We start from the raw sequence: 26,300 nt of genomic DNA, 5'->3' as shown, positions 1-26,300 counted from the left end.
CACGTCATGGCCACACAATCGGTGCATCATGTTCCTGCATGTTCAGGACCCTGGGGGGTGGAGATTTGAGCGCTAATCGGACTAAGGGTGCGCATACCCACCCAATCACCGAGCTCTGTGAGGCGGGGAGTCGTCTCTATACCACGGCTTTGCGCGCTGGACGTGTCGCGCGCGCTGACGCGGAGTCCGCTCCCTGCCTCGTCGAACTCGCCCTGCTGCACCCCGATCCCGACGATCCGACCTGGCTGCGCCCAGTGCCGCCGATCGTCGCGCTGGCGCAGCATCTGCACCCCATAGAGCGGGAGATCACCGAACGCAGGCGCCTCTCGGTACAGCTCGCGGACACCTTCGAGCCGTTTATGGCGATGGGCATACAGGCGACGGCGACCAGCGATTCCATCACCGTGTTGGAGGGCGGTGAGCGCATCAACGCGGCGCTCAATCTGGCCACCGCCCAGTGCCAGACGGAGCTTCTGACGGTGCAGCCCAGTGATCGTGTCTCCGAACGGAGTCTCCTGCGAAGTCTCGAACGCGACAAGCCGTTGATCGAGCGCGGCGTCAAGGTCCGGAGCCTCTACCAGCACACCGCCCGGTACAACCCGGAGAAGCTGTCGTATGTCGCCCGGCTCTCCGACGGGAAGGTCGAGTACCGCACCATCGACGAATTGGTCGAGCGCTTGATTATCTGCGACGAGACAGTCGCCTTCATCCCTGCACGTGACGACCAGCAAGTGGCCTTGGAGTTGCGCCACCCCGGGCTCGTCCGCTATCTGGTCAAGGTTTTCGAGTACCTGTGGGACCGCGCGGTTCCGATGAGCACCGGCGCGCCGTACGAGGCAGCGTCCGACGGCATCACCGAGATCCAGCACTCCATAGCCAAGCTTTTGGTGGAGGGCCACGTGGACGAGGCCATCGCCCGCCGCCTCGGCATGAACGTCCGTACCTGCCGTGCTCACATAGCCAAGCTAGCCTCGGCCCTGGGCAGCGGCAGCCGAGCTCAACTCGGTTATCTCATAGCGAAGTCAGGGATGCTGAAGCAGGACGAGGGAACAGGAGGAAGTCCCGAGTGACGTCGGCGCCACACCCGGAGCACGACTCGGAGGAACTGTGCCCCGCCGGGACGGAGCTGTACGAACGGGCCCTGCGCGAAGGGCATGTGACCGCCGAAGCAGCCCACGCTGCGCCCTGCCTGGTGGACTTAGGCCTGCTGCACCCCGCCGTCGACGATTTTCACCGGCTTGCACCCGTGGCGCCGGCCGTCGCCCTCCACCGGCTACTGCGGACTTCGGGGGAACGGATCGCACGCGAACGGCGACGGGAGGAACAGCTGGCCAAGAGTTTCGAGCCGCTCATGTCCGTCGAAGGGCACCGCGCGGAAGCGGACGCCACCCCGACGCTCAGGCTCCTCAGCGGGAAGGAGCAGATCAACAAGGCCATCACCGAGGCCTTGTCAGACGCATCGCGGGAACTGCTCACCATCCAGCCACGCTCCGCGCTTCCCAGGGAACGGGTCGCAGCGGCCTACGCCGTCGCCATCCGCCGCGACCAGACGCTGCTGGACCGCGGCGGCCGTATCCGCACCCTCTACCAGCACACCCTCCGCCACTCACCCACCACCGCTGCATACCATGAACAGCTAAAGGGAGACATCGAGGCGCGTGCGCTTGACGAAATCACCGACCGGTTGATCATCGTCGACCGGGACCTCGCGTTCATCCCCGCCGACGGCAACGGCGGCCTCGCCCTGGAGATCCGCCACCCGGCCATCGTCGGCTACTTGGCGACGACGTTCGACCGCCTCTGGCGCCTCGCCACCCCAGTGTTCCCCCAAGCCGCCCCCCAACCCTCCTGCGACGGCATCACCCCTCGCCAGCGCGCCATCGCCGCCCTCCTCGTCGAGGGCCACACCGACGCCGTCATCGCAGACCGGCTGGGCATGAACATCCGCACCGCCCGTGTCCACATCGCCAAGCTCGCGGCGACGCTGGGCAGCCAGAGCAGGGCCCAACTGGGCTATCTCATCGGACGGTCCGGGATTCTTGACCGGGAACGCTGAGGGTCGGCGAGACAGCCGGCCGCGGCGGACCGTCCAGTCCCACCTGGGCGATCCGCACCCCCAACTGCGTACGACTCGCCGCCCCCAGCGTCTCCGACAGCCGGGCGATATGGGCCCGGCAGGTCCGCACACTTATCCCCAGTCGTTCCGCGATCACCGCGTCCTGGTGGCCCTCCGCCAGCAGCGCGGCGATGGACTGCTCGCGGTGGGAGATGCCCTCGATGCCGGTGTCGGGGAGCGGGGCGGTCAGCGGGATGGCGAGGCGCCACAGGCGCTCGAAGACCGTGACCAGGTACTCGACGATCGCCGGGTGCCGTAGCTCCAGGGCCATCGTGCGGTCGGTGTTGGCGGGGATGAAGGCCACCGTCCGGTCGAAGAGGATCAGCCGGTCGATCACCTCGTCCAGCGTGCGCGCCTCCACCGCGTCGCCCATCAGCTCCAGATAGTTCAGCAGCCCCTGCCCGTGCCGGGCGACATGCGTGTACAGGTCCCGCATCCGCACCCCACGGCCGCGCAGCGCCAGCGCCCGGTGCAGCCCCTCGGAGAGTTCCGCCTCGCGCCGGATACCGCCGGGCTGGACCGTGAGCACCTCGGTGGTGCACGCCTGGGTCGCCTCGTCCATCGCGGCCTGGATCCGGGCGAGGCCGTCCAGCACCCGGATCGCCGAGCCCTCGCTCGCCCACGGGGCCGGCTGCGTCCGACGCCCCAGCCCGGCGTACCACTCGAACGCCGCCACGGCCGAACCCACCCGCCGCTGACTCGCGCTGACCTCGTCGTACATCCCGCGCAGCAGCCGGGTCATGACCTCCTGCGGGGGGGTCGGCACCAGCCAGTCCATGTCGTCGGGGTCCGGGTGCAGCAGGGCGAGTTCCAGCAGGCAGGGCACCGGTTCGGCGTCCCGGCGCGGCACACGGCCCCGCCGTACCGCCCGGGAATACACGCGATCCCCCGCCTCGCACAGTCGGTCGGCACCATGTGGATGCTCCTCCGCCCCGTGCCCGGCCATCGCCGATCCCACCCCCGGTTTCGCCGTCCTCCGCAGCGCAACTATGCGCGGACCGGACCTGCTCCGCAACACGGCTCCCCGCGCCGCCCTCGCCGGAAACCACCGGTGCACGCCGGTATATCCGCGCCTCAGCTCGTCGCGTTGCAACACGTGGCCGGGGGGTGACCGAATCCCGCCGGATGTTCTCCCGCGTCAGGCGACCACGGGCACGAGCTGCGTCGCCATCGCCGTCATGGACAGCCCGCCACCTCCCCCACGAAGTACCGGCCGCGCGGCACGCCGTAGGAGAGCAGGAGCCGCCAGGCGTCCTGGTCCGCTCACACCGAGAGCGCCGCGGCGAGACCCGTCGTCATCGGGACGAGCACGCCCCAGAACGCCAGCGTGACGTTCCGGAACACTTCGAAGGTCTGTCCGGCCTTCGCCTCCGAGGAGCCGAGGGAGCCCAGGAACAGCGGCACGGTGACGATGCGGCGGCTGTCGTGTCGTGTCACATGCCCGGTACGCAGCCAGGCGCGGCGCTCCGGTTCACGGCTCCCATACCCGGCCCGTGCCGAGTGGCTGGGCGCGGCCAGGCGCCGTCGCTCTCGCGAGCGAGCAGTGGCTCCACCCGCTCGTACGCCGTCCAGTCGCGGAAGTGACGCATGTACAGGTCGGCATCTCCACCGAGGTCGGTGTCCTCGGCCTCCTTCACGTCGACGATCGCCCGGAGCCACCAGGTGACCGTCTCCTGCCGGTCGTTCAGGTAGCTTGTCTCCGCCCCGCGCACCCGCCGCTCGACCCGCTCTCTGGCGGACCGCTCGTCGGTCGCGTGCACCAGGACGAAGTTCTCCTGTACAGCGGCTGCTCCTGTGTCTCTGCCGTGGCCGGGCCGGTCGTGGTCAGCCTCCACGTCACGCTCGTTCCTGTCCGTACGTCGGTCGACGCGCCGAACACTTTGCTACTTGTCGAAGCGGCGGTCGTTCAGCAGCTTCGACGCCTTCGCATCATCCCGGTCGCCGCGCTGCTTGCCCGCGTAGATCTCGCCGAGCGTGCGCGACAGGCGGTCGCAGAACTCGGCGGCCACCTCGTCCACCACGCCAGGACACCGCGCCCACCGCGCGCTCTCGCGCAGCGCGGATGGCAGGCGAGGTTGGCAGTCCCGCGTCAGTGCCTCCGGAGACGGAGCCCCGGCTACTTCGAGACCCGGCTACTTCAGGCCGATCGCCTGGCAAGCCGCCTTGTACTTCGCCGTGCAGATGTCCGACAGCTTGTAGACGTCGTCGGCGACGACCGTGTCCTTGATGTTCTCCCGGGTCAGCGCGACCACGGGCACGAGCTGGGCCGGGATGCCCTTGTGGGTCGGGCTGTCGACCCTGTCGCGGGTGAGGGCGGCGAACTGGATGTCGCGGCCCTGGACCTTGGCCACGGCCATCTCCGCGGCGTTCTCGGCCTCCTGCGGGTACGACTTGTACACGCTCATGTACTGCTCACCGGTGATGATCCGCTGCACCGCCGGGAGTTCCGCGTCCTGCCCGGTGATCGGCGGCAGGTCGGTCACGCCCGCGGCCTCCAGTGCCTTGACGATGCCGCCCGCCATGCCGTCGTTGGCGGAGTACACCGCGGCGATGTTGTCCTTGCCGATCTTCTCGATCGCCTCGGCCATGTTGGCCTGCGCGTTCTCCGGCTTCCAGTCCTTGGTGTCGAAGGACTGGGCGATCGTCACCTTGCCGTTCAGTTCGGACAGCGCACCGGCCTTGAACTGCTTGGCGTTCGGGTCCGTCGACGAGCCGTTCATCATGACGATCTTGTCGGAGAGGCTCGCCTTCTCGCCGATGGCCTCCAGCAGGGTGCGCCCCTGGACCTCGCCGACCAGTTCGTTGTCGAAGGAGATGTACGCGTCGATCGGGCCCTCGGCCAGCCGGTCGTAGGCGATGACCGGGATGCCCGCCTCCTTGGCCTTACGCACGCCGCTCGCGATGGCGTGCGCGTCGACCGCGTCCAGCAGGATCACGTCGACCCGGTCGTCGATCATCTGCTGGAGCTGGGCCGCCTGCGTTTCGGCGCTCGCGTCGGCGTTGGCGTACTCGACGCGGCCCCGGTCGTTGGTGAGGGACTCGACCTTCGTCTTGATGATGGGGTAGTCGAAGTTCTCGTACCGCGTGTTCGCCTTCTCCGGGAGCAGCAGGCCCACCGTGATGTCGTTGCCCTTGGTCGGGCTCGCGTCGTCACTGCTCCCGGTCGCGTTGAGCGCGCCGCAGCCGGCGAGCGTGACGGACATCGTGGCCGCGGCCACGGATATGGAGATACGACGACGCATGCGGGAGCTCACTTCGCGTGTGATTCGGACGTGGGCACAGCTTTGGGCCCATGTGACTGAAAAGCCAACGCGGGCGCGCCCCTCAGCGTCAAGCGGAACCACTTAACGAGATGACAACACCACGCTCCGCAGCAGTTGTGAAGACTCTGCGGAATCGTCTCCAAGTGCGCTGCACCGGCAGGTCATCCACAGGAGACCCAGCGAAAACGGCCCAAGACACACGAAAGGGGCCGGAAGTCTCCTCCCGGCCCCTCTCAGCAGGCGTACGCGCGTCAGTCCGACTGCTGCTGCCGCTTCGGCCGCCACACCACCAGCGCACTGGTCTGCTGGACCTCCTGGTACGGCACCAGGTCACGGCGGTACGACGCGTGCACCGCCGCCTCGCGCTGGCGCATGGCCGCCGCCGCGCCGTCGAGCGCGTCCTCCAGCTCGGCCACCCGGGCCTGGAGCGCGGCGACCTGGTTCTCCAGTTCGATGATGCGCTTGATGCCCGCCAGGTTGATGCCCTCGTCCTGCGACAACTGCTGCACCTGGCGGAGCAGTTCGATGTCACGGGCCGAGTAGCGCCGGCCCGGCCGGCGGTGCGGTCCGGGGACACCAGGCCCAGACGGTCGTACTGGCGCAGGGTCTGCGGGTGCAGGCCGGACAGCTGGGCCGCCACCGAGATGACGTAGACCGGGGTCTCCTCGGTCAGTTCATACGGATTGCGTCGACGACCGTCCATCTGACTCATGCTCCCTTCGCGGCCTGGAACAGCTCCGCCCGCGGATCCTCACCCGCGGTCGCCTCGCGATACGCCTCGAGTGCGTCACGAGCCTTCCCCGTCAGGTCCCTCGGAACACTCACCTCGACGGTGACCAGAAGGTCGCCGCGGGTGCCGTCCTTGCGGACCGCGCCCTTGCCCCGGGCGCGCATGGTGCGGCCGTTGGGCGTGCCCGGCGGCAGCTTCAGCGTGACGGGCGGGCCGCCCAGCGTCGGCACCCGGACCTCGCCGCCGAGGGCCGCCTCGGCGAAGGTCACCGGGACGGTGACGGTGAGGTTGTCGTCCTTGCGGCCGAACACCGGGTGGGAGTCGACGTGCACGACCACGTACAGATCGCCCGCCGGGCCGCCGCGCTCGCCCGGCGCTCCCTTGCCGCGCAGCCGGATCCGCTGGCCGTCGCTGACGCCCGCGGGGATGCGCACCTGCATGGTCCGCGAGGACTTGGCCCGGCCGCTGCCCTTGCAGACCTCGCAGGCGTTCTCCGCGATCAGGCCGCGGCCCTTGCAGTCCGGGCAGGGGTCGGTGAGGGAGAAGCCACCGCCGCTGCCCCGGGCGACCTGCCCGGTGCCGACGCAGGTCGGGCACACCCGCGGTGTGCCGTTCTTGTCGCCGGTGCCCGAGCAGGCCTTGCAGGGCGACTGCGAGGACATCCGCAGCGGGACGGTCGCGCCCTCGATCGCCTCCGTGAAGCTCAGCGTGACCTCGGACTCGATGTCCTGGCCGCGCCGCGGATGCGTGCGCGTCCCCGCGCCCGCGCCGCCACGGTTGAACAGGCCCCCGAAGACGTCACCGAGTCCACCGCCGAAACCGCCGGCTCCCTGGCCGCCGCCCTGGGCGCCTCCGAAGAGGTCGCCCAGGTCGAAGTTGAAGGAGCCGCCGCCCGCGCCGGGCCCCGGGCGGAAGCCGCCGTTGCCGAAGAGGGCGCGTGCCTCGTCGTACTCCTTGCGCTTCTTGGGATCGCCGAGGATGTCGTTGGCCTCGGAGATCTCCTTGAAGCGCTCCTCCGCCTTGACGTTGCCCTTGTTGGCGTCCGGGTGGTACTCGCGGGCGAGCTTCCGGTACGCCTTCTTGATCTCGGCCTCGGTGGCGTCCTTGGGGACGCCGAGGACCTTGTAGTAGTCCTTCTCGATGAAGTCCTTGGTGCTCATCCTCGACGCCCCTCCTTCCCTTCGTCCGCTATGACGTCAGCCCTCTTCCGGGCCACCGCTCTCCTTGTCGTCGGCTTCGGCGGTCTCGTCCGCCTTGACCGTCTGCGCCCCCGGCTGGGGCTCGGCCACCGCCACCCGCGCGGGGCGGATGGTGCGCTCGCCGATCCGGTACCCGGGCTGGAGAATCGCCACGCACGTCGTCTCGGTGACGTCCGGCGCGTAGCTGTGCATCAGGGCTTCGTGGATCGTCGGGTCGAAGGGCTCGCCCTCCTTGCCGAACTGCTGGAGGCCCATCTTGGCCGCCGTGCTCTCCAGCGACTCGGCGACGGACTTGAAGCCGCCGACCAGCTCGCCGTGTTCCCGCGCGCGGCCGATGTCGTCGAGCACGGGCAGGAGCTCGGTCAGGAGGTTCGCGATGGCGATCTCCTTGACCGCGATCCGGTCGCGCTCGACCCGGCGGCGGTAGTTCTGGAACTCGGCCTGGAGGCGCTGGAGGTCCGCCGTGCGCTCGCCCAGCGCCGTGCGGACCTGGTCCAGCTGGGCCACCAGAGCCACGTCCTGGCCCGTGTCCCCGGCCGGGGCCGCCCCCTCCTCCGGCGAGGGGGAGTCGGCGGCCTTCGGCTCGGCGTCATCGGAGGTGGCGCCGGAAGGGACGTCGGGCTGCTGCTCGTCGAAGCCCGGGGTCTCCTCCGTCACGCGGCACCGTCCTTCCGCTCGTCGTCCACGATCTCGGCGTCGACCACGTCGTCGTCGGCGGCCTTGGCACCACCGGCGGCGGCGCCCTCGGGTCCGCCGGCGGCCTGCGCGGCGCCCGCGTCGGCGTACATGGCCTGGCCGAGCTTCTGCGAGACGGCCGCGACCTTCTCCGTGGCGGTGCGGATCTCGGCCGTGTCCTCGCCCTTGAGCTTCTCCTTCAGCTCGCCGACGGCTTCCTCGACCTCGGTCTTGATCTCGCCGGGGACCTTGTCCTCGTTGTCCTTGAGGAACTTCTCGGTCTGGTAGACGAGCTGCTCGCCCTGGTTGCGGGCCTCGGCGGCCTCGCGGCGCTTGTGGTCCTCCTCCGCGTACTGCTCGGCCTCCTGGCGCATGCGGTCGACCTCGTCCTTCGGCAGCGAGGAGCCGCCGGTGACGGTCATCTTCTGCTCCTTGCCCGTGCCCAGGTCCTTCGCGGTCACGTGCATGATGCCGTTGGCGTCGATGTCGAAGGAGACCTCGATCTGCGGGACGCCGCGCGGCGCCGGGGGCAGACCGGTCAGCTCGAACATCCCGAGCTTCTTGTTGTACGCCGCGATCTCGCGCTCGCCCTGGTAGACCTGGATCTGCACGGACGGCTGGTTGTCCTCGGCCGTCGTGAAGATCTCGGACCGCTTGGTCGGGATCGTGGTGTTGCGCTCGATGAGCTTGGTCATGATGCCGCCCTTGGTCTCGATACCGAGGGACAGCGGGGTGACGTCGAGGAGCAGGACGTCCTTGACCTCGCCCTTGAGGACACCGGCCTGCAGGGCGGCGCCGATGGCCACGACCTCGTCCGGGTTGACGCCCTTGTTGGCGTCCTTGCCGCCGGTCAGCTCCTTGACGAGCTCGGCGACGGCGGGCATACGGGTCGAGCCGCCGACGAGGACGACGTGGTCGATCTCGCTGATGGAGATGCCGGCGTCCTTGATGACGTTGTGGAACGGCGTCTTGCAGCGCTCCAGGAGGTCCGCGGTCAGCTGCTGGAACTGGGCGCGGGTGAGCTTCTCGTCGAGGTGCAGGGGGCCCTCGGCGGAGGCGGTGATGTAGGGCAGGTTGATCGAGGTCTCGGTGGACGAGGACAGCTCGATCTTGGCCTTCTCGGCGGCCTCGCGCAGACGCTGCAGGGCCATCTTGTCCTTGCCCAGGTCCACGCCGTGGCCGGACTGGAACTGCTGGACCAGGTAGTCGACGATGCGCTGGTCCCAGTCGTCACCACCGAGGTGGTTGTCACCGTTGGTGGCCTTCACCTCGACGACACCGTCGCCGATCTCCAGCAGCGAGACGTCGAACGTACCGCCACCGAGGTCGAAGACCAGGATGGTCTGGTCGTCCTTGTCGAGGCCGTACGCCAGGGCGGCCGCGGTGGGCTCGTTGACGATGCGCAGCACGTTCAGACCGGCGATCTCGCCGGCCTCCTTCGTGGCCTGGCGCTCGGAGTCGTTGAAGTACGCCGGGACCGTGATGACCGCGTCGGTCACCTTCTCGCCCAGGTAGGACTCGGCGTCCCGCTTCAGCTTCTGCAGCACGAAGGCGCTGATCTGCTGCGGGTTGAAGGGCTTCCCGTCCAGCTCGATCTTCCAGTCGGTGCCCATGTGCCGCTTGACCGACCGAATGGTCCGGTCCACGTTGGTGACCGCCTGACGCTTGGCCACCTCTCCGACGAGCACCTCACCGTTCTTGGCGAAGGCGACGACGGACGGCGTGGTCCTGGCGCCCTCGGCGTTGGTGATGACGGTGGGCTCGCCGCCCTCCAGAACGCTGACGACGGAGTTAGTCGTGCCCAGGTCGATGCCGACCGCACGTGCCATGGTTGATTCCTCCAGCTGACTTGAGTGGAACGGACTCAAGTGTGCACGACGGTTCCCCACCGGTCAACAGAGCTGAGTCGACCGGGCTCAAGTCTTATCCGTTCCTTACACGCAATGACGCTCTGACCTGCGACGATACGGGGCGTAGATCGGCGTACACAGGAACACGGGAGAGGGCGAACACAGCTACGAGAGCCACTCCCGCCACCCACCACAGGGCGTCGCCCCCGACCCAGCCGGCGTGCGCGAGTACCCCGACGAGCACACCGGAGAACGCCCCGGCCCCCAGCAGCAGAGTCACCCCGGGCACGGTCAGCCCGAGCCGCCGCAGCCGGTGCGCGAGATGGTCCGGCCCGCCGCGGACGACGGGCCGCCCGCCCCACCGTCGCGTCAGCAGGACGAGTACGACGTCGGCGCTCACCAGGGCCGTCAGCGCGAAGAGCACCCCCGCGCTCTCCCCGAGCCCCCACCCGGCCCGGACGTGCACGAGACCGAGGGCGATCACGAACCCCGCGGACATGGACCCGCAACTCCCCAGCGCCACGCGCGCGGGATGCCAGTTGTGGAGCAGGAACCCGGTCAGCGCGGCGGCCAGGACGCTCATCAGCACCGCGATCCCGTCCATCACGTCGATCCGCCGCGCAGGCCGCCACCCCGAAGGCGGTGACCACCCCGACGGTCCCCGCGAGCCCGTCGGCGTGGTCGAGCCCCCGGAAGGCGAACGTCACCCCCACGATCCATGCGACCCCGAGCAGCCCGGCCCCCACCCCGGCCTCGGCGTACGGCACGACACACGCGGCCGCCAGAGCCGTACCGGCGACCAGCACCCGCCGCCGCAGCCGCCACACATCGTCGACGAGCCCGAGCAGGGCGACCACACCACCCGCGACGAGCAGCCCGCCGATCCCGCTCCCAGCCGACGCCCAGTCCTCGACGGCCACGACCGACCCGGTGACGACCACCACGGCCACACCGCCGGACAGCGGCACGTCCCGCTGCCGCCGTCGGTCGAGGACCCCGAGGCGCAGGGCGGGGATCCGGAGGACGGCTGCGAGCAGGGCGGTGAGGAGGAGGGCGGTGGCGGCGGCGGTGATCCCGTAGAGCACGGATATAAGTTAGGCACACTATGACAATTCGGTACGAATAACACGACGGGATGGCCGACCGGCTCCCTACGGTTCATGAGGCAACCCTCAGCGATTCAGATCACTGCCCACCCGGCTACAGTGCGGCGGAAGATAGGGGTAGTCTCAGACGGACTGCATAAGTTACCGCTTAGTAATCTCGGGGAACCCTTGCGAACGACAGGTTCCCCCGACAAACCCCTCGCAGGCCCGAGGAGCCCCCATGCAACTCGCCGCGATCATCGTGTCGCTGGTCTTGACCGTGGTCGGCGTCGCGCTGCTCGCACGCGCGATCGGCCAGTTCGTCCGGTACTTCAAGCTGGGCCAGCCCGTGCCCGCCGGTACCCGGACCGACAACCCCTACCAGCGCAGCGTGACCCTGGTGAAGGAGTTCCTCGGCCACACGCGCATGAACCGGTGGGGCATCGTGGGCATCGCCCACTGGTTCGTGGCGATCGGCTTCCTGACGCTGCCGCCGACCCTGGCCCAGGCCTTCGGCCAGCTGTTCCAGGCCGACTGGGTGCTGCCGGTCATCGGTGAATTCCTGCCGTTCGAGCTGTACATCGAGTTCATCGGCGTGATGACGGTCCTGGGCATCGCGGTGCTCATGGTGATCCGGCTGCTGAGCCTGCCCTCACGAGCCGGCCGCAAGTCCCGCTTCGCCGGTTCCAAGGCCGGCCAGGCGTACTTCGTCGAGTACGTCATCCTCACCATCGGCCTGGCGATCTACGTCCTGCGGGGCCTGGAGGGCGCGCTCCACCACGTCGACCACTACGAGGCGTCGTACTTCGCGTCGTACCCCCTGGTCCTCGCTTTCAAGGGTCTGTCGGTCACGGCGCTCCAGAACCTGGTCTACCTGGTCGCGATGATCAAGATCGGCACCTCGTTCATCTGGATGATCGTGGTGTCGCTCAACACCAACATGGGTGTGGCCTGGCACCGCTTCCTGGCGTTCCCGAACATCTGGTTCAAGCGCGAGGCGACGGGCGGGACGGCGCTGGGCGCGCTCCAGCCCATGACCTCCGGCGGCAAGCCGATCGACTTCACCGACCCGGGCGACGACGACGTCTTCGGCGTCTCCCAGGTCGAGCAGTTCTCCTGGAAGGGCCTGCTGGACTTCTCCACGTGCACCGAGTGCGGCCGCTGCCAGTCGCAGTGCCCGGCCTGGAACACGGGCAAGCCCCTCTCCCCGAAGCTGCTGATCATGTCGCTGCGCGACCACGCGCACGCCAAGGCGCCGTACCTGCTGGCGGGCGGCGGCAAGACGATGGAGGGCGAGGAGAAGGCGTCCGAGGAGCAGCTGGCCGGTGTGCCCGCCGCTGCCCTGGCGGAGGCCGAGCGCCCCCTGGTCGGCACGCTGGAGGACAACGGCGTCATCGACCCGGACGTCCTGTGGTCCTGCACCACCTGCGGTGCCTGTGTCGAGCAGTGCCCGGTGGACATCGAGCACGTCGACCACATCGTCGACATGCGCCGCTACCAGGTCATGATCGAGAGCGCCTTCCCGTCCGAGGCGGGCACGATGCTCAAGAACCTGGAGAAGAAGGGCAACCCCTGGGGCCTGGCGAAGAAGCAGCGCCTGGAGTGGCTCAAGGAGGTCGACTTCGAGGTCCCGGTCGTCGGCAAGGACATCGAGGACCTCTCCGAGGTCGAGTACCTGTACTGGGTCGGCTGCGCCGGTGCCCTGGAGGACCGCGCGAAGAAGACCACGAAGGCCTTCGCCGAACTCCTCCACATCGCGGGCGTCAAGTTCGCGATCATGGGCGGTGACGAGAAGTGCACGGGTGACTCCGCCCGCCGCCTCGGCAACGAGCCCCTGTTCCAGGAGCTCGGCATGGAGAACGTCATGGCCCTGAACATGGCGTTCGGCGAGGAGATGGACGACGAGGGCAAGGTCGTCCCGGAGTCCGCGAAGCCCAAGTCGGCGAAGAAGATCGTCGCGACCTGCCCGCACTGCCTCAACACGCTCGGCAACGAGTACCCGCAGCTCGGCGGCGACTACGAGGTCATCCACCACACACAGCTGCTCCAGCACCTGGTGGACGAGGGCAAGCTCATCCCGGTCACCCCGGTCGAGGGCATCATCACCTACCACGACCCCTGCTACCTGGGCCGCCACAACAAGATCTACACGCCCCCGCGCGAGATCATCGCCAGCGTCCCCGGCATCCGCAACGAGGAGATGCACCGCCACAAGGAGCGGGGCTTCTGCTGTGGCGCGGGTGGTGCGCGGATGTGGATGGAGGAGCGGATCGGCAAGCGCATCAACAACGAGCGCGTCGACGAGGCCCTGTCCCTCAACCCCGACATCGTCTCCACGGCCTGCCCGTTCTGCCTCGTGATGCTCACGGACTCCGTCAACGGCAAGAAGAACGACGGCAAGGCGAAGGAGTCCATCCAGGTGGTGGACGTGGCCCAGCTGCTGCTGGACTCGGTGAAGACGCCGGTGTCTGCGGAGGGCGACGACGGTGACGGCGACGACGGCGGGGAGCCGCCGGCGGGGGCGGCGGACTCGGAGAGTGCGCCGGAACCGGAGCCGGTTAAGTAGGCGGTTGCCGCGGGTTGTCCTTGACGCCCCCTGTTCCGAGTTGTCGGGCAGGGGGCGTCGGCGTTGTGCGGCTGCTGACGCGAGGGTGGCACGGACAACCGCAGCGGGGCTGGAGCAGGATGCCGAGGGCGAAGGGGAGGGGCAGGTCGCGGGTCTGGCGGCAGTGGGCATGCAGGTCTTGGGGGTCTGATGAATGGAGACCCGCGTTGGAGCGGGTCACACCAGGCGACTCGGGGGCCCTCAGCTTGGGAAGCTGCGATCATTCGAGGCCTGTCCGGGCAATGACCCGGAGGAACGCCCCGGTTGCCGCCTCCTCAGGCTGGACCGCTTTCGCCGTGATTCCCCACTGTTTCCCGCCATATCTGGTGCGCTTGTGGTGCGGCCCGCCCGGCACACGGCTCTGACGGACTGACCGTACGTGCAGACGCGTTGGCAGGCCCATCAGAGATGACGCTTGGACGCCCTGACCAGACGACTGATGTCGTCGCGGGTCTTCACCCTGCGCTGGTCCAGTTCGGTCCTGCTGTCCGTCTTGGGCAGCGCTGTGACGTCCGCAAGTACAGCTTCTGCCGCCTCGCTCAAGGCCTCGTCATCGGTGAGCCTCTGCACCCGGAAGAGGGCTTCTTGGGCGTTGGAACGCAGAGCGTATGCGCGGACTCGCACCACGCCGGGGTCCTCGTGTGGCGGTTGTTCGTGTTCGCAGAACCAGAGATGTACCAGGCAGCGGCGGTAGTTGATGAGTGCGCCGGCGTAGGCGGAGTAAGCGTCGAGTCGCTCCTGTCGGAGCCTCTCATGGCGGGTGAACTGATGCCCCTTGTCCGTGGTGCGCTGCTGAAACGCCAGGGTGAGCCCCGAGCCGAGCAGGGTCCCCAGAACGGCTATGGCACTGGCGATGATGGTCTCCACACTCCAAGCTGATCACGTACCGCCGACCGGGCGCAGAAGACGTCCTGCTCTCACGCCAACACGTTTTCCAACGGTGGTGGTGGCCTGCTGGGGTGTGTGCGGGGGCGTTCACCTGGGTTCATGGGCGGCTGACTGCCAGGAGGTGTGCGCGGGCGGGTCCCCCTTGGACGAGCGTGAACGCTGCTGAATGAGACGGAAACTGAGACGGAGTCCGCGCATAACTCGGGTGACGATTGGCTGCGGTCGGCGCTAGCGTGCGGCGGTGATCAGCAATGAGGGAGTACGCCTGGGTGCGGAGGCCGCACGTCGCCTGGCACAGACAGGCCTCTATGAGTACGAGCCGGGGCTGACGGACGCCGAGTTCACGCGCATCGAGCGCGAGTACGGCTTCGAGTTCGCGGACGATCACCGAGCATTCCTTGCGGCCGGGCTCCCGGTCAACGTCCCTCCCGAGGACGGGCAGACCTGGTCGAGGCCCTGGCCGGAGTGGCGCGGCGGCGATTTGGACAGCTTGCGTCGACAGCTCGACTGGCCGGTCGAGGGTGTTCTGCTCGACGTTGAGCACATCGGGTTCTGGTACGAGGGCTGGGGTGAGCGTCCAGCCGACGGGACTGCGGCACTGGCTACGGCGGCATCATCTGGCTGAGGCGCCGGTGCTGGTGCCCGTGCATGCCCACCGATACCTGCCTGCCGGCCGGGAAGCTCCGGGCATCCGGTGCTCTCGATGTGGCAGACCGACATCATCTGCTACGGCCTGGACCTGGCCGACTACATGCATCAGGAGTTCGACGAGGCGCGGGGCGAGGTCGACGATGGCCGGAGCCCGCGAGCGACGGCCCCCTTCTGGCGGGACCTTCTCTAGCCCGGGCATGCGGCGGGTGCCCTCAGCTCGGATCCTACGGGTTCGATAGGCACGCTGCTTACCGCGGCCCCGGCGGCTTGGGGACATCCTTGTCCATCAGCGCGTTGATGAACTCGACCGCGAACCGGTGTGATTCGGGGGACACGTCCGTGGGCTCGCTGGCGTACCAGCGGAAGGTCTCCAGTTCTCGCTCGGCCTCGTTCAACCAGCGGGCCAAGCGGTGAAGCTCCCCTGCGCTGAGCATGATGGCGGCCTGATGAACCCGCGTCTCATCTGGCCCGCCGTAGGTCTCCAGAGCCATGACGGCCAGCTGCACCACGTCCGGCGCGAAGACGGACTGGCAGAGGTCGCGAGTTTCAGGAGAGACCGGCATACGCCGAGAATGCGGTGTCCGGGATGGTAGGGCAACAAAGACTCGTCGTGGGCTGGCGCACCCCTGAAGCTGGCAGGACTGTCTGACGTGACCTCTTCGTCCCGAAGTAACTCGGGCTGGGGCGCTGCCTTGGGCTTGTGTGGCACTCACCTGCGCTGATGGTCCGTAGACGTTTGCGCTCGTCCGCCGCTGTTCGTCGGCACTGTCACGCAGTTGGACACTCACCGCTCAACGGCCAATCTCGAACAAGGCCGTTGTCAGTGCAAGCCTTTAGGGTCCCCAGCGTGCGGTCGGCTTCCGGGGGCTCCAGCTCTGAAGGGAATGGTTGCATCCCCGGCCTGTCTGGGGGCGGACCGGAGAATCGTCCAGGACCTGACCTACGGTCGGGCTTCGTCGATGGGTGCGGTTCGTTTCGAGTGAAGCTCGCGATCAAGCGGTGAGGTCGTAATCCTGCTGGTCGGGGTGGGTAGAGGCGCGGGTGCTCGTGGGCGGCGTGGAAGCGCCCGGTTCCTCACGTACCCGTCTGCTCCGCGCTGGACGCGGCGAGAGCACAGCGCCCGCCGCGGCCGATGTTCCCGGCAGCAGAACGGCTGCAACCGGCCCCGTGAGGCGGCTACCGTAGGGGCGGATGAGCAGACCGGAAGGGCGGCAGCGCGGGGATGACGTCGACGGGGGACTTCGAGACCTTGGTGCAGCGGTACCGGCCGGAGCTGCTGGCGCACTGCTACCGGATGCTCGGCTCGGTCCACGACGCCGAGGAACTCGTGCAGGAGACGTGTCTGCGGGCGTGGCGCGCGCGGGACCGTTACGACCCGTCGCGTGCCTCCCTGCGGACCTGGCTGTACCGGATCGCCACGAATGCGTGTCTGACCGCGCTGGACGGGCTCGGCCGCCGCCCCATGCCCTCGGGTCTGGTCACCGAGAGCGAACCGCTGCGCCCGCTCGTCCACGGCGGGGAGGCAACCTGGTTGCAGCCACTCCCAGATAGCCTGCTCGGCCTGGGCGCCCCGGCCACCGCGGCGATCGACAGGGGCAGCCTGCGGCTGGCCTTCGTCGCAGCACTGCAATTGCTGTCACCGAGAGAGCGCGCCGTCCTGATCCTGCGCGACGTGCTCGACTACCCGGCGGCGGAGGCAGCGGACATCCTGGAGACCTCGGTCGCGGCCGTGAACAGCTCGCTGCAGCGGGCTCGCGCCCGGATCCGGGCGGCGGGAGTGCTGCAGGAGCAGGTCGCTGAGCCTTCCGCCGCAGAGCAACGGTCGTGGGTGGACCGGTACATGGCGGCCTTCGTCCGGGCGGACATCCAAGGGCTGCTGCAGGTGGTGACCGAGGACGTCCTCATGGAGATGCCGCCCGTGGTCAACTGGTTCACCGGCCGGGAGAACTACGCGAGCTTCATGGGCTGGGTGTTCGCCAAGGCCGGCAAGGCCTGGCGGTTGCTGCCGGTGCGGGCCAACGGGCAGGCCGGCTTCGCCGCCTATCGGCGCGGGGACGCCGGCGTGTTCGAGCTGCACACCCTGCAGGTGTTCACGGTCACGGCTGGCGGCATCAGCCGTGTCTCGGTCTTCCAGGACGCCGACGTGTTCGCCGCCTTCGGCTTGGCGCAGAAGGTCGACGGCTGATCCGCCCGCACCTGTCGGGCGGGCCCGCCCGACAGGTGCGGGCGGACCCGGGCAGGGCTGACTTTGGATCAGCTAGCGGATTTGACCGGGCTGTTGTGGTAGGCGGCGATCAGCCAGGCGTCGTCGCGCTTCTCCAACACCCAGGTCGCGTACACGATCCGGTCGGCGGGAACCTCGGACTCGCCGGGGAAGAGGATGCCGGCCTCGCTCACGACGATCGCGCCGTCGCGACCCAGGAACCGGATCCCCAGCTGCCGGTTGGTCGTCGTGGTGCCCTTCAGGAAGGAGGCGAACCCCGCCGCCATGCCCTGCCGAACCTCCTCGCGGGAGGCGCGGTAGGAGCCGGGCATGATCGCGGTGGCCTCCTGTGTGTAGTCGGCGACGAAGGCGTCGGCGTCGCCGGCGTCCCATGCCTTGTAGAGGCTCTCAAGGACGGCAGTGATCGCGGCCGTGTCGTTCGCGCGGTTGTCGGACATCGTTCTCTCCAGTCATTGCACTTGGTCGGGACCGAAGGGGCCCGTGAGTACATACCGGCGTCCCTTTCGGAACTCATCGCGCGAACCTCAAGATCTTTTCTTCGGAGCGCAGTCCCCTCTGCACCGTCGGCCTGCCGGCGCTTGAAAGCCGACCGGAGGGCGTGGACGATGCGGATGGGCTGTGTTCCGGGCTGCTCCTCTCTACCGTGGTGGTGGAGGAGGGTGGCGGATGGGCTCGCTGTTTGAGGAGTTGGAAGCGCGCGAGGTGGTTGCCCGGGTGCGGGTGGAGGAGTTGGAGGCCGAGGTCGCCGAGCTGGCCGGGAAGCTGGAGCTGGCCCGGGAGAGCCTGGAGCGGCTGCGGATCGCGCGGGAGACGGTCGCCGAAGTGCTCGCGGAGGTGACCCCGGAGAAGTCGGCGGCGGCCGTCGATGCTGGACAGCCGGCTGCGGGTGAGCGGCTCGCGTCGGCATATGCGGGGGCCGAGCGGCAGGTCATCGGGGTGCTGACGGTGCCGAACTGGCAGCCCGGGATGGGTTCGGAGTCCCGCCGCGGGCGTATCGGGACATCCTGGAGGTGGTGGCAGACGCGCCAGGGCCGGTCCGCGCCAAGCAGATCGTGCCGAGGATCGGCCTGCCGGCCGAGACCGGGAAGATCGAGGGCACGCGGTCGAAGTTGAAGCGGCTGGTGGAGCGGGGCTGGCTGGACGAGGACACCCCGGGGATGTTCACCCCGGCCCGTCGCCGGATGGCTGCTTCGCCCAACTCCCGTTAACAGCAGGGCTCTTCCGCGCCTACATTCGAAGGTGCGACCCATATCGAAGCAGGACGGGAAGAGCCCCGGAGATGAAACCGTACGACACTCATGCCACCACTGACCCCTTTGCGCGCTCGGTCAGCGCCTTCGAGACCCTGATGTGCACCTTGTCGGGCAGCGATGCGAGCGCGTGGACCCACGCCGAGCTGGAAGAACGCCTCGACGTCGCCGGGCGGGAGCTGTTACGACAGCTGCTGCAGGACCATCTGGACCTGCGCGCGAGGCTGGAGGAGGAAGAGGTCCGTGGCAGCGGCGGGCCGCCCGTGACCGGGCCGGAGGGGCAGGTGCGCCCCTGGCGGGAGACAGGACACTCGCGTTGGCTGGCCAGCGTGTTCGGACTGGTCCGGGCCACGCGGGTCGCCCACCGGGGCCGGGGCCTGGGCAATGTCCATCCCGCCGACGTCGCGCTGTCGCTGCCAGCTGGTCGGCATTCGATGGGCCTGCGTCGGCTCGCGGTCACCGAGGCCGTCCGCGGCTCGTTCGACCAGGCGCACGATGCGGTCGAGCGCCGCTGCGGGAAAGTGCTCGGCAAGCGCAGGCTGGAAGAGCTCGTGGTCGCCGCCGCGGTCGACGTCGACGACTTCTACCGGACCAGGATTCCGGTTCCGTGCAGCCGCGAGATGCCGTTGGTAATCCAAGTGGACGGCAAGGGCGTGGTCATGCGGCCCGAGGCTCTGCGCGAGGCCACCCGTCGGGCCGCCGCGAAGGCCGCGACCGGTCATCGCGGCCGGCTCGCGCCGGGCGAGAAGCCGAACCGCAAGCGGATGGCGACCGTGGCCTGCGTCTTCGACACCCGCCCGGCTCCCCGGCGTCCGCACGATGTGATTCACCCGCCCGGCGGGCGCAGCGGCGAACTTCCCGCTCGCCCAGGGCCGAGGGCGGAGAACAAGTGGTGCACCGCCTCCCTGATCCGTCCGCCCGAGCAGGTCATCGCCGATGGGTGCGGTTCGTTTCGAGTGACGGTCGCGATCAAGCGGTGAGGGCGTAGCTCTGCTGGTTGGAGTAGAGGCGCTCGTGCTCGCGGGCGGTGTGGAAGCGCCAGTAGGGGTCGAGGTTTCCGTTGGAGACGATGGCACGCAGTTGCAGGACGGCTTCGGCTCCGGGCAGGCCCCAGCGGGCGCCGGTGATGTCGAGGCGGTCGGCGATCAAGTGGCGGCAGGCGCCCTCGACCGCGCCGGTGGCTATCGGCCACCCGCTCGCAAGTGCCGTGTCGTAGCGGAGCTGGTCGAGGTGGCCGGTCAGGTAGCGGTGGCAGGCATCGACGGCCTCGCGCCGGGCGGTCGACAGTCGCTCCCGGGTGGCTTGTCAATGAGGCCGGAGTCGTCACCGACATGCCGACGACGCTGAGGAAGACCTACCGGCAGCGGCTGCGCTGGGCCCGGTCGTGGTGGTGGATGCTGCCGTTCGTGTACGCGCGGCTGTCGCTGAAGCAGCTCATCTCGCCGACGTTCGGGCTGCTCCAGCTCGTCATCACCCCGGTCATGCTGGCCTGGATCGTCGTCATGACGCTCATGACCCTGGGCGGGCGGTACCACAACCCCGGCATCGCCCTGGTGTACCTCGCCGTGTACCTGGTCGTGCGGTACGGCCAGTCCGGGCTGTACGTGCTCATGCGGCCGGACATGACCGCGCGCCAGCGCTGGCGCTCCTGGCTCGTCGGCACCCCGGCGGCCGTGTTCATGAACATCGTGCTGCTGTGCCCCACCCGTTACTGGGCCCTGTTCAAGCTCCGCGACAACGCCTGGCAGTCGCGCGGGCTGACGGCGAAGACGGCGCTGCCGAAGGGCGGTCGTCATCGTGCCGGTTCCAAGGACCTGCTGAACGCCTGACCGTCGCGCGCGACCCGCGCGATGAGTTTCCGGCCTGCGTCCGGTCTATGGATGCACAAGGGCCGCTCCCGGCCCCCGAACCCACAGGAGCCGCGATGACCACCGTCGTGATGCACAACGTCGTGTCCCTGGACGGCTTCATCGCCGACCCGGACGACCAGGTCGGGCCGCTCTTCGACTGGTACGGCAACGGTGACGTCCCCATCAACCAGTACGCCAAGGTGTCCAAGGCCTCCGCCGACTACGTGCAGCCGACCATGGCCAAGATCGGGACGCTGGTCGTCGGGCGGCATGTGTTCGACATGACCGACGGGTGGGGCGGCGTGCCGCCGGCCGGTGAGCACGTGGTGGTCGTGTCGCACCGGCCCCGGCCCGAGGGGTGGCACCCGGACGCGCCGTTCCACTTCGTCGACGGTGTGGAGGAGGCCATCGCCAAGGCCAAGGAGCTGACCGGGGAGGACCGTGACGTCGGTGTGGCGGCGGGGGACGCCGGCGGGCAGGCCTTCGCGCTGGGGCTGGTCGACGAGGTGGCGATGGACGTCGTGCCGGTGGTCTTCGGCTCGGGCAAGCGCTACTTCGGCTCGGTCGCCGCCCAGCATCTGCTCGAGGACCCGCACATCGTGATCCAGGGCGACCGGGTGCTGCACCTGCGCTACCGCGTCCGCAAGCAGCCGTGACCACGCGCCGGGAGAGGCCGACCGACATGGACGACATGGAACCGCAGACCGCCGCCGGCAAGGTGCTCTGGCACTTCGCTATGTCCCTGGACGGATTCGTCGCGGGCCCGAATCACACGATGGACTGGATGACGGGGGCGACCTTCCGCCCCGGCCTCACCAAGGAGTACGCCGAGACGACCGGCGCCGTGCTGGGCGGCCGGGTCGGCTGGGACGCCTGTCCCGACCCCAGCGGGATCTACGGCGGCGCCTGGCAGGGGCCCGTGTTCGTGCTCACGCACCACCCGGAGGACGCGCAGCCCACCCCGGGCGTGACCTTCCTGAGCTGCGACGTCGCCGAGGCGCTCCGGATCGCGCGCGAGGCCGCCGGCGGGAAGAACGTCGAGGTGTTCTCGCCGACCATCGGCCGGCAGCTCCTGGACCGCGGGCTGATCGACGAGATCGACCTGCACATCGTGCCCGTGCTGCTCGGCGACGGGATCCGGCTGTTCGACAACCCCGGGGGAGCGCCCGTACGGCTGGAGCTGCTCGTCGGGGACGACCGTAAGGCAGCGGTCGACGTGCGGTACCGGCCGGTGCCCGCCGAGTGACGCGAAACCCCACTTCTCAACCGCCTCGCAAATTAACCGAACTCACGTACAACCCTTACGTCCCCACACAGGTCTCCTGATCGCCGACCACCGTGAACGCCCGGACAACTACCGGCGAACACGGACAGTCCGGCCCTCCATCGACTGTGGATGTCCGCCAGGCATCCCCGCATGCAGCAGGAGATCTCGCATGCATCAGCACGAGCGCCCCTCCGGGCGCCCGCACGCGCCCGCACACCCGCACGCGCGCCCGTTCCGTCGCCCCCGCCTGCGCCTCGCCCTGGCGACCGCCGCGGCTGCCGCCCTCACCGGCACGCTGCTCACGGCCACGGCCGGTACGGCGGCGGCCGCGGACCCGACGCAGGCCCCGCAGGCCGACTTCAACCACGACGGCATCGGCGACGTGGCGTTCTCCGCCGCCGGCGCGTACGTGAGCGGCAAGAAGGACGCCGGCCAGCTCGTCGTCCTGTACGGCACGAAGACGGGAGTCTCGTCCGCGAAGCGGTCCGCCATCAGCCAGAACACCGCCGGCAACCCGGGCACCGCCGAGAGCGGTGACGTGTTCGGCGCCGACAGCGCCTACGCCGACTTCAACGGCGACGGCTATGACGACCTCGCCGTCTCCTCCCCGCTGGAGGACGTCGGCAGCGACAAGGACGGCGGCGGTGTCGCGGTCCTGTGGGGCTCGGCCCAGGGCATCACCGGCAAGGGCGTCTCCATCGCGGACGCGGCCCCCACCCAGCACGACCGGTGGGGCAGGAACCTCGCCGCCGGCGACTTCGACGGCGACGGCAAGGCGGACCTGGCCGTCGGCAACACCTCCAACGTCATCTACGTCTACAAGGGCGGCATCAGCACCTCCGGCACCGCGGTCAAGGGCCGGTACAGCGTCAAGGCACCGATCCAGGCATCGGGCGACGGGTCCGGCCCTCTCAACCTCACCGCGGGCGACGTCAACGGCGACCGCCGCACCGACCTGGTCGTCGACGGCTTCGAGACCGCCACCGGCCGGTACTGGAACGCCAACTACCTCCTCCTCGGCACGGGTTCGGGCCTGTCCGCCGCCGACGCCCGGCCGCTGAAGGCCGGTGTCATCACCGGCATCGGCGACATCAACGGCGACGGCTACGGCGACATCGTCACCGGCATGCACTGGAACCGGACCGACGACGGGGTGACCTTCCCGGAGGCCGCCGACGGTGGCAAGGTGTGGATCACCTACGGCGCGCCGGGCGGCGTCGGCTCCACCACCGGCATCACCCAGAACACCGGCAACGTCCCCGGCAGCTCGGAGCGGAACGACTACTTCGGCTACGAGCTGGACCTGGGCGACGTCAACGGCGACGGCTACCAGGACCTCGTGGTCGGCGTCGCGGGCGAGGACATCGGGTCGGTCGCGGACGCCGGCCAGCTCGTCGTGCTGTACGGCTCGGCCTCGGGCATCAACACCTCCACCGGCACCCAGTCCTTCGCACAGAGCACCGCGGGCGTCCCCGGCTCGGACGAGAAGGGCGACTTCCTCGGCACCGACGTCAAGCTCGACGACGTCACCGGCGACGGCCGGGCCGACCTGCTGGCCGGCTCGTACGAGAACGACGGCAACGGCGCGGTCCTCTACATGCCGTCCAGCGGCACGAAGATCACCGCCACGGGTTCGCGCACCGTCTCCCCCAGCACCTCGGGCGTTTCCACGACGGGCTACCCGAACTTCGGCGCCAACTTCGCCGACTGAGCCACCCCGCATCCCCCGGGGCCGGGCCTTCCAGGTCCGGCCCCCACCCACCCGGAGCCCCCTCTTGCGCAAGCGCACCCTCTTCCTGGCCGCCACGCTCACCACCGGCCTGCTCACCACCACCCCGGCCGCCGCCGCGCCCTCGGGCCTCGCCGGGGACTTCAACGGCGACGGGTACCGGGATGTCGCGGCCGGCGCCCCCTGCACCGACGTCGGCTCGGCCTCCTGCGCCGGCGCCGTCGTCGTGCTCTACGGCTCGTCGTCCGGTGTCTCGGCCACCCGTAAGGCGATCATCACCCAGAACTCCCCCGGCATTCCGGGCACCGCCGAGTCGGCCGATTTGTTCGGCTCCGCCCTCGCCGCCGCCGACCTGGACCGCGACGGCTACTCCGACCTCGTCGTGGGCTCCGCAGGCGAGAGCATCGGCGACCGGGACGGCATCGGCTCCGGCACCGTCCTGTGGGGCAGCACGTCGGGCCTGACCAGCGGCAAGGGCCTGCCGCAGCCGACGTCGCTGTCCGAGTACGGCGGCTTCTCCCGGGGCATCGCGACCGGCGACTTCGACGGCGACGGCGACACGGACGTGACGCTCACCGGCCAGAGCCAGATCCGCCTGTACCTGGGCCCCTTCACCCGCACCGGCGGCCCGCTGAGCCACTACCGCGCCGGCGAACTCGGCGGCGGGTACGAGGTGATCGCGGGCGACATGACCGGCGACGGCGCTGCCGAGCGCGTCCACCCGCACGCCGTGGACGGCGACTCCGGCGGCCAGATCTGGTACTACCGCTGGACCGGCACGGGTTACAAGTTCGCCGAGCTGCCGAACGCCGACGGCTTCCCCGGCTCGGTCGGCGACATCAACGGCGACGGCTACGGCGACCTCGTCCTCGGTGACTCCACGGACCCGTCCGGCCACAAGCCCGGCGGCCACAAGGGCGGCCAGATCACCGTCTGGTACGGCGGCCCGAACGGCCCCGACCCGGCGCAGACGCCGACCGTCGTGCACCAGGACACCACCGGCGTGCCCGGCGCGGGCGAGACCGACGACGCCTTCGGCTCGGCCGTCAGCACCGGCGACATCAACGGCGACGGCTACGCGGACGTCGCGGTCGCCGCTCACGGCGAGGACCTCGGCACGGTGGCGGAGGCGGGCTCCGTGACCGTCCTGTTCGGCTCCGCTTCCGGCCTGAAGACCAGCGGCGCCACGTCCTACACGCAGAACACCAGCGGCGTTCCCGGCACCGCCGAGGCCTGGGACCGCTTCGGCTCCGCCGTCGACCTGACCGACCTCACGAAGGACGGCAAGGCGGACCTGGTCATCGGCGTCGCCGGCGAGAACGGCTCCGGCGGCGTCTGGACCCTGCGCGGCACCTCCACCGGCCCGACCACCACGGGCTCCACGGGCTTGACCGCCGCCGGCGTCTCGCTGAAGGCCGGCCGCAGCTTCGGCGCGGTGATCGCCCAGTGACATCCCGTCAGCTCACTCCCGGAGCCCTCATGCGCACCCGCGTCACCGCCGCCGTCCTCGCGGTGGCCCTCACCCCGCTCGCCCTGACCCTGTCCGCACCCGCCGCGCACGCCGCCACGGCCGCCGCCCCGTACGACTTCAACGGCGACGGCCGCGCCGACCTGGCCATCGGCGCACCCGGCGCCACGGTCGCCGGGCAGGCGAGGGCGGGCGCCGTGTCCGTCGTCTACGGCAGCTCCACCGGCCCGAAGAGCTCGACACGCACGCTGCTCACCCAGAACACGGCCGGTATGCCCGGCGCCGCCGAGGCCGACGACGCCTTCGGCTCCGCCCTGGCCTCCGCCGACCTGAACACCGACGGCTACGCCGACCTCCTGATCGGCACGCCCGGCGAGGACGGCACCGACACCAACGACGGCACCGTCACCATCGTCTGGGGCTCGGCGACCGGCCTGTCCGGCGCCCGTACGCTGTTCAGCTTCTTCAGCACCGACTACGACCGCTACGGCCAGGCGCTGGTCGCGGGCGACGTCGACGCCGACGGGGACGCGGACGTCGCGGTCGGCTCCACCGGCCCGGTCACCCTGTCCCTCGTGAACGGGCCGATCGCCAAGGCCGGCGCTGACAACGGCGGTTCCGGCTCGCGCAACTACAGGTGGTCCTCCTCGCACGGCACCACCCACCTCTCCTACGGCGACGTCGCCGGCGACGGCCACCCCCGGGTGGTCCTGCACGGCCGCGCCGCGAACACCGCCCACGCGGCCACCAGCCTGGCCGACATGGAGATCAGCAACTACACCGACTGGCTGCAGGACCTGCCCGCCGGCTGACGTGTCCGCCGTCGGCGACATCGACGGCGACGGCCACGCCGACATGGCTATCGGCAACGACCGCGAAACCTCCGCCGACCCGGCCGGCGCGCTCGGCGGCCGGGTCACGGTCGTCTACGGCGGACCCGACGGCCGGGACACCAGCCGCGCCCCGCTCGCCCTCACCCAGGACACCGCCGGTGTGCCCGGCGCCTCCGAGCGGGGCGACCGCTTCGGCAGCGGCGTCTCGCTCGGCGACGTCAACGGCGACGGCTTCGCCGACCTGGCGATCGGCGCCGCGGGCGAGAACGCCGCCGCCGGTGCCGTCACGGTGCTGTTCGGCTCGGCGTCCGGCCTGACCACCAAGGGCGCGATGTCGTACACCCAGAACACCGCGGGCGTGCCCGGGAGTTCGGAGAGCGGCGACCGTTTCGGCGCCCGCGTGACCCTCACCGACCACACCGGCGACCACCGCGCCGACCTGTCCGTCTCCGCGCCGGGCGAGAACGCCGGCGACGGCGCGGTCTGGTCCCTGCGCTCCACCGCCTCGGGCCCGACGGCCACCGAATCCGTCAGCTTCGGCCCGGGTACGACCGGCGTCTCCACGGCCGGCGCACCGGGCTACGGCACCTCACTCAACTCCTGATCGCTCCTGATCA

At 69.7% G+C, this 26,300-nt stretch carries 25 protein-coding genes and 4 pseudogenes; 15 read left to right on the top strand and 14 right to left on the bottom strand.

The features are described 5' to 3' along the window. The first annotated feature begins 38 nt into the window (after positions 1 to 38). Both V8690_RS23655 and V8690_RS23650 read left to right on the top strand, forming a co-directional pair. Positions 39 to 1,070, top strand: a complete 1,032-nt coding sequence (locus V8690_RS23655; RefSeq protein WP_338781845.1) for a helix-turn-helix transcriptional regulator — start codon at positions 39 to 41, stop codon at positions 1,068 to 1,070. Next, complete coding sequence (locus V8690_RS23650; RefSeq protein ID WP_338781843.1) at positions 1,067 to 2,056, top strand: helix-turn-helix transcriptional regulator; 990 nt, start codon at positions 1,067 to 1,069, stop codon at positions 2,054 to 2,056. Before V8690_RS23655 ends, V8690_RS23650 begins: the two co-directional genes overlap by 4 nt. On the opposite strand, the gene V8690_RS23645 is transcribed toward V8690_RS23650, so the two are convergent. The 10 genes and pseudogenes from V8690_RS23645 to V8690_RS23600 form a co-directional block, all read right to left on the bottom strand. After that, positions 2,019 to 3,062: a LuxR C-terminal-related transcriptional regulator gene (locus V8690_RS23645; protein ID WP_338781841.1), complete on the bottom strand. Its 1,044-nt coding sequence runs from the start codon at positions 3,060 to 3,062 to the stop codon at positions 2,019 to 2,021. The genes V8690_RS23650 and V8690_RS23645 overlap by 38 nt on opposite strands. A 317-nt stretch (positions 3,063 to 3,379) precedes the next feature. Then, positions 3,380 to 3,553, bottom strand: coding sequence for a hypothetical protein (locus V8690_RS23640; RefSeq protein WP_338781839.1), 174 nt, complete (start codon positions 3,551 to 3,553; stop codon positions 3,380 to 3,382). Then, positions 3,550 to 3,951 carry a DUF4288 domain-containing protein gene (locus tag V8690_RS23635; protein ID WP_338781837.1) on the bottom strand — a complete coding sequence of 134 codons (402 nt, stop codon included), beginning with the start codon at positions 3,949 to 3,951 and terminating at the stop codon, positions 3,550 to 3,552. Before V8690_RS23635 ends, V8690_RS23640 begins: the two co-directional genes overlap by 4 nt. A gap of 48 nt (positions 3,952 to 3,999) precedes the next feature. Next, on the bottom strand, positions 4,000 to 4,137 hold the full coding sequence (locus tag V8690_RS23630; protein ID WP_338781835.1) for a hypothetical protein: 138 nt from the start codon (positions 4,135 to 4,137) through the stop codon (positions 4,000 to 4,002). 111 nt (positions 4,138 to 4,248) lie between these two features. Next, positions 4,249 to 5,370 (bottom strand): substrate-binding domain-containing protein, encoded by a 1,122-nt coding sequence (locus V8690_RS23625; RefSeq protein ID WP_338781833.1) that lies wholly within the window; start codon positions 5,368 to 5,370, stop codon positions 4,249 to 4,251. 260 nt (positions 5,371 to 5,630) lie between these two features. After that, a pseudogene (locus tag V8690_RS23620) lies at positions 5,631 to 6,082 on the bottom strand (helix-turn-helix domain-containing protein). Between the two features lie 5 nt (positions 6,083 to 6,087). After that, positions 6,088 to 7,269 (bottom strand): molecular chaperone DnaJ, encoded by a 1,182-nt coding sequence (dnaJ, locus tag V8690_RS23615; RefSeq protein WP_338781831.1) that lies wholly within the window; start codon positions 7,267 to 7,269, stop codon positions 6,088 to 6,090. Positions 7,270 to 7,305: 36 nt separating this feature from the next. Beyond that, positions 7,306 to 7,965, bottom strand: coding sequence for a nucleotide exchange factor GrpE (grpE, locus tag V8690_RS23610; RefSeq protein ID WP_338781829.1), 660 nt, complete (start codon positions 7,963 to 7,965; stop codon positions 7,306 to 7,308). Further along, on the bottom strand, positions 7,962 to 9,812 hold the full coding sequence (gene dnaK, locus V8690_RS23605; protein WP_338781827.1) for a molecular chaperone DnaK: 1,851 nt from the start codon (positions 9,810 to 9,812) through the stop codon (positions 7,962 to 7,964). Before dnaK ends, grpE begins: the two co-directional genes overlap by 4 nt. Positions 9,813 to 9,906: 94 nt before the next feature. After that, positions 9,907 to 10,918 (bottom strand): annotated as a pseudogene (locus tag V8690_RS23600) (MraY family glycosyltransferase). A 241-nt stretch (positions 10,919 to 11,159) separates the two neighbouring features. Here V8690_RS23600 and V8690_RS23595 point away from each other — a divergent pair. Further along, on the top strand, positions 11,160 to 13,484 hold the full coding sequence (locus V8690_RS23595; RefSeq protein ID WP_338781825.1) for a heterodisulfide reductase-related iron-sulfur binding cluster: 2,325 nt from the start codon (positions 11,160 to 11,162) through the stop codon (positions 13,482 to 13,484). 441 nt (positions 13,485 to 13,925) lie between these two features. Here the strand turns inward: V8690_RS23595 and V8690_RS23590 are convergent, their stop codons facing one another. Further along, entirely contained in the window at positions 13,926 to 14,390 is a 465-nt protein-coding gene (locus V8690_RS23590; protein WP_338781824.1) for a hypothetical protein, read from the bottom strand. 262 nt (positions 14,391 to 14,652) lie between these two features. Here V8690_RS23590 and V8690_RS23585 point away from each other — a divergent pair, with 262 nt between their 5' ends. Then, on the top strand, positions 14,653 to 15,036 hold the full coding sequence (locus V8690_RS23585) for a hypothetical protein (RefSeq protein WP_338781823.1): 384 nt from the start codon (positions 14,653 to 14,655) through the stop codon (positions 15,034 to 15,036). A gap of 78 nt (positions 15,037 to 15,114) precedes the next feature. Further along, a complete protein-coding gene (locus V8690_RS23580) occupies positions 15,115 to 15,252 on the top strand; it encodes a hypothetical protein (RefSeq protein ID WP_338781821.1) in 138 nt (45 codons plus the stop codon). A 58-nt stretch (positions 15,253 to 15,310) separates the two neighbouring features. Here the strand turns inward: V8690_RS23580 and V8690_RS23575 are convergent, their stop codons facing one another. Beyond that, positions 15,311 to 15,625, bottom strand: coding sequence for a hypothetical protein (locus tag V8690_RS23575; RefSeq protein ID WP_338781820.1), 315 nt, complete (start codon positions 15,623 to 15,625; stop codon positions 15,311 to 15,313). Positions 15,626 to 16,284: 659 nt separating this feature from the next. Between V8690_RS23575 and V8690_RS23570 the strand changes: the two genes are divergently transcribed. After that, positions 16,285 to 17,247: an RNA polymerase subunit sigma-70 gene (locus V8690_RS23570; RefSeq protein ID WP_338781818.1), complete on the top strand. Its 963-nt coding sequence runs from the start codon at positions 16,285 to 16,287 to the stop codon at positions 17,245 to 17,247. Between the two features lie 68 nt (positions 17,248 to 17,315). On the opposite strand, the gene V8690_RS23565 is transcribed toward V8690_RS23570, so the two are convergent. Continuing rightward, the gene (locus V8690_RS23565) at positions 17,316 to 17,723 is read right to left on the bottom strand and encodes an SgcJ/EcaC family oxidoreductase (RefSeq protein ID WP_054236290.1); all 408 of its coding nucleotides are present in this window, start codon (positions 17,721 to 17,723) and stop codon (positions 17,316 to 17,318) included. Positions 17,724 to 17,952: 229 nt separating this feature from the next. Between V8690_RS23565 and V8690_RS23560 the strand changes: the two genes are divergently transcribed. Together V8690_RS23560 and V8690_RS23555 are read left to right on the top strand one after the other, a co-directional pair. Beyond that, complete coding sequence (locus tag V8690_RS23560) at positions 17,953 to 18,399, top strand: hypothetical protein (RefSeq protein WP_338781806.1); 447 nt, start codon at positions 17,953 to 17,955, stop codon at positions 18,397 to 18,399. Positions 18,400 to 18,565: 166 nt separating this feature from the next. Then, positions 18,566 to 19,474 (top strand): annotated as a pseudogene (locus V8690_RS23555) (ISKra4 family transposase); the annotation flags it as partial. A 31-nt stretch (positions 19,475 to 19,505) separates the two neighbouring features. On the opposite strand, the pseudogene V8690_RS23550 reads toward V8690_RS23555, so the two are convergent. Continuing rightward, positions 19,506 to 19,841 (bottom strand): annotated as a pseudogene (locus V8690_RS23550) (ISKra4 family transposase); the annotation flags it as partial. 26 nt (positions 19,842 to 19,867) lie between these two features. On the opposite strand from V8690_RS23550, the gene V8690_RS23545 reads away from it, so the two are divergent. The 7 genes from V8690_RS23545 (at position 19,868) to V8690_RS23515 (ending at position 26,287) form a co-directional block, all read left to right on the top strand. Continuing rightward, the gene (locus V8690_RS23545) at positions 19,868 to 20,365 is read left to right on the top strand and encodes a hypothetical protein (RefSeq protein WP_338781805.1); all 498 of its coding nucleotides are present in this window, start codon (positions 19,868 to 19,870) and stop codon (positions 20,363 to 20,365) included. 95 nt (positions 20,366 to 20,460) lie between these two features. Further along, positions 20,461 to 21,042 (top strand): dihydrofolate reductase family protein, encoded by a 582-nt coding sequence (locus tag V8690_RS23540; protein ID WP_338781803.1) that lies wholly within the window; start codon positions 20,461 to 20,463, stop codon positions 21,040 to 21,042. Between the two features lie 26 nt (positions 21,043 to 21,068). After that, positions 21,069 to 21,632, top strand: a complete 564-nt coding sequence (locus V8690_RS23535) for a dihydrofolate reductase family protein (RefSeq protein WP_338781802.1) — start codon at positions 21,069 to 21,071, stop codon at positions 21,630 to 21,632. Between the two features lie 190 nt (positions 21,633 to 21,822). Further along, positions 21,823 to 23,364, top strand: coding sequence for a VCBS repeat-containing protein (locus V8690_RS23530; RefSeq protein WP_338781800.1), 1,542 nt, complete (start codon positions 21,823 to 21,825; stop codon positions 23,362 to 23,364). Positions 23,365 to 23,428: 64 nt separating this feature from the next. Further along, complete coding sequence (locus V8690_RS23525; protein ID WP_338781798.1) at positions 23,429 to 24,832, top strand: FG-GAP-like repeat-containing protein; 1,404 nt, start codon at positions 23,429 to 23,431, stop codon at positions 24,830 to 24,832. Positions 24,833 to 24,861: 29 nt separating this feature from the next. Beyond that, positions 24,862 to 25,662 carry a hypothetical protein gene (locus V8690_RS23520; RefSeq protein ID WP_338781796.1) on the top strand — a complete coding sequence of 267 codons (801 nt, stop codon included), beginning with the start codon at positions 24,862 to 24,864 and terminating at the stop codon, positions 25,660 to 25,662. Position 25,663: 1 nt separating this feature from the next. After that, on the top strand, positions 25,664 to 26,287 hold the full coding sequence (locus tag V8690_RS23515; protein ID WP_338781794.1) for a VCBS repeat-containing protein: 624 nt from the start codon (positions 25,664 to 25,666) through the stop codon (positions 26,285 to 26,287). Positions 26,288 to 26,300 lie beyond the last annotated feature (13 nt).

It is taken from the genome of Streptomyces sp. DG1A-41 (assembly GCF_037055355.1).
Taxonomy (GTDB): Bacteria; Actinomycetota; Actinomycetes; order Streptomycetales; family Streptomycetaceae; genus Streptomyces.
The sequence above is the reverse complement of the archived record's forward strand: the minus strand, read 5'-3'. Positions and strand labels throughout refer to the sequence as shown.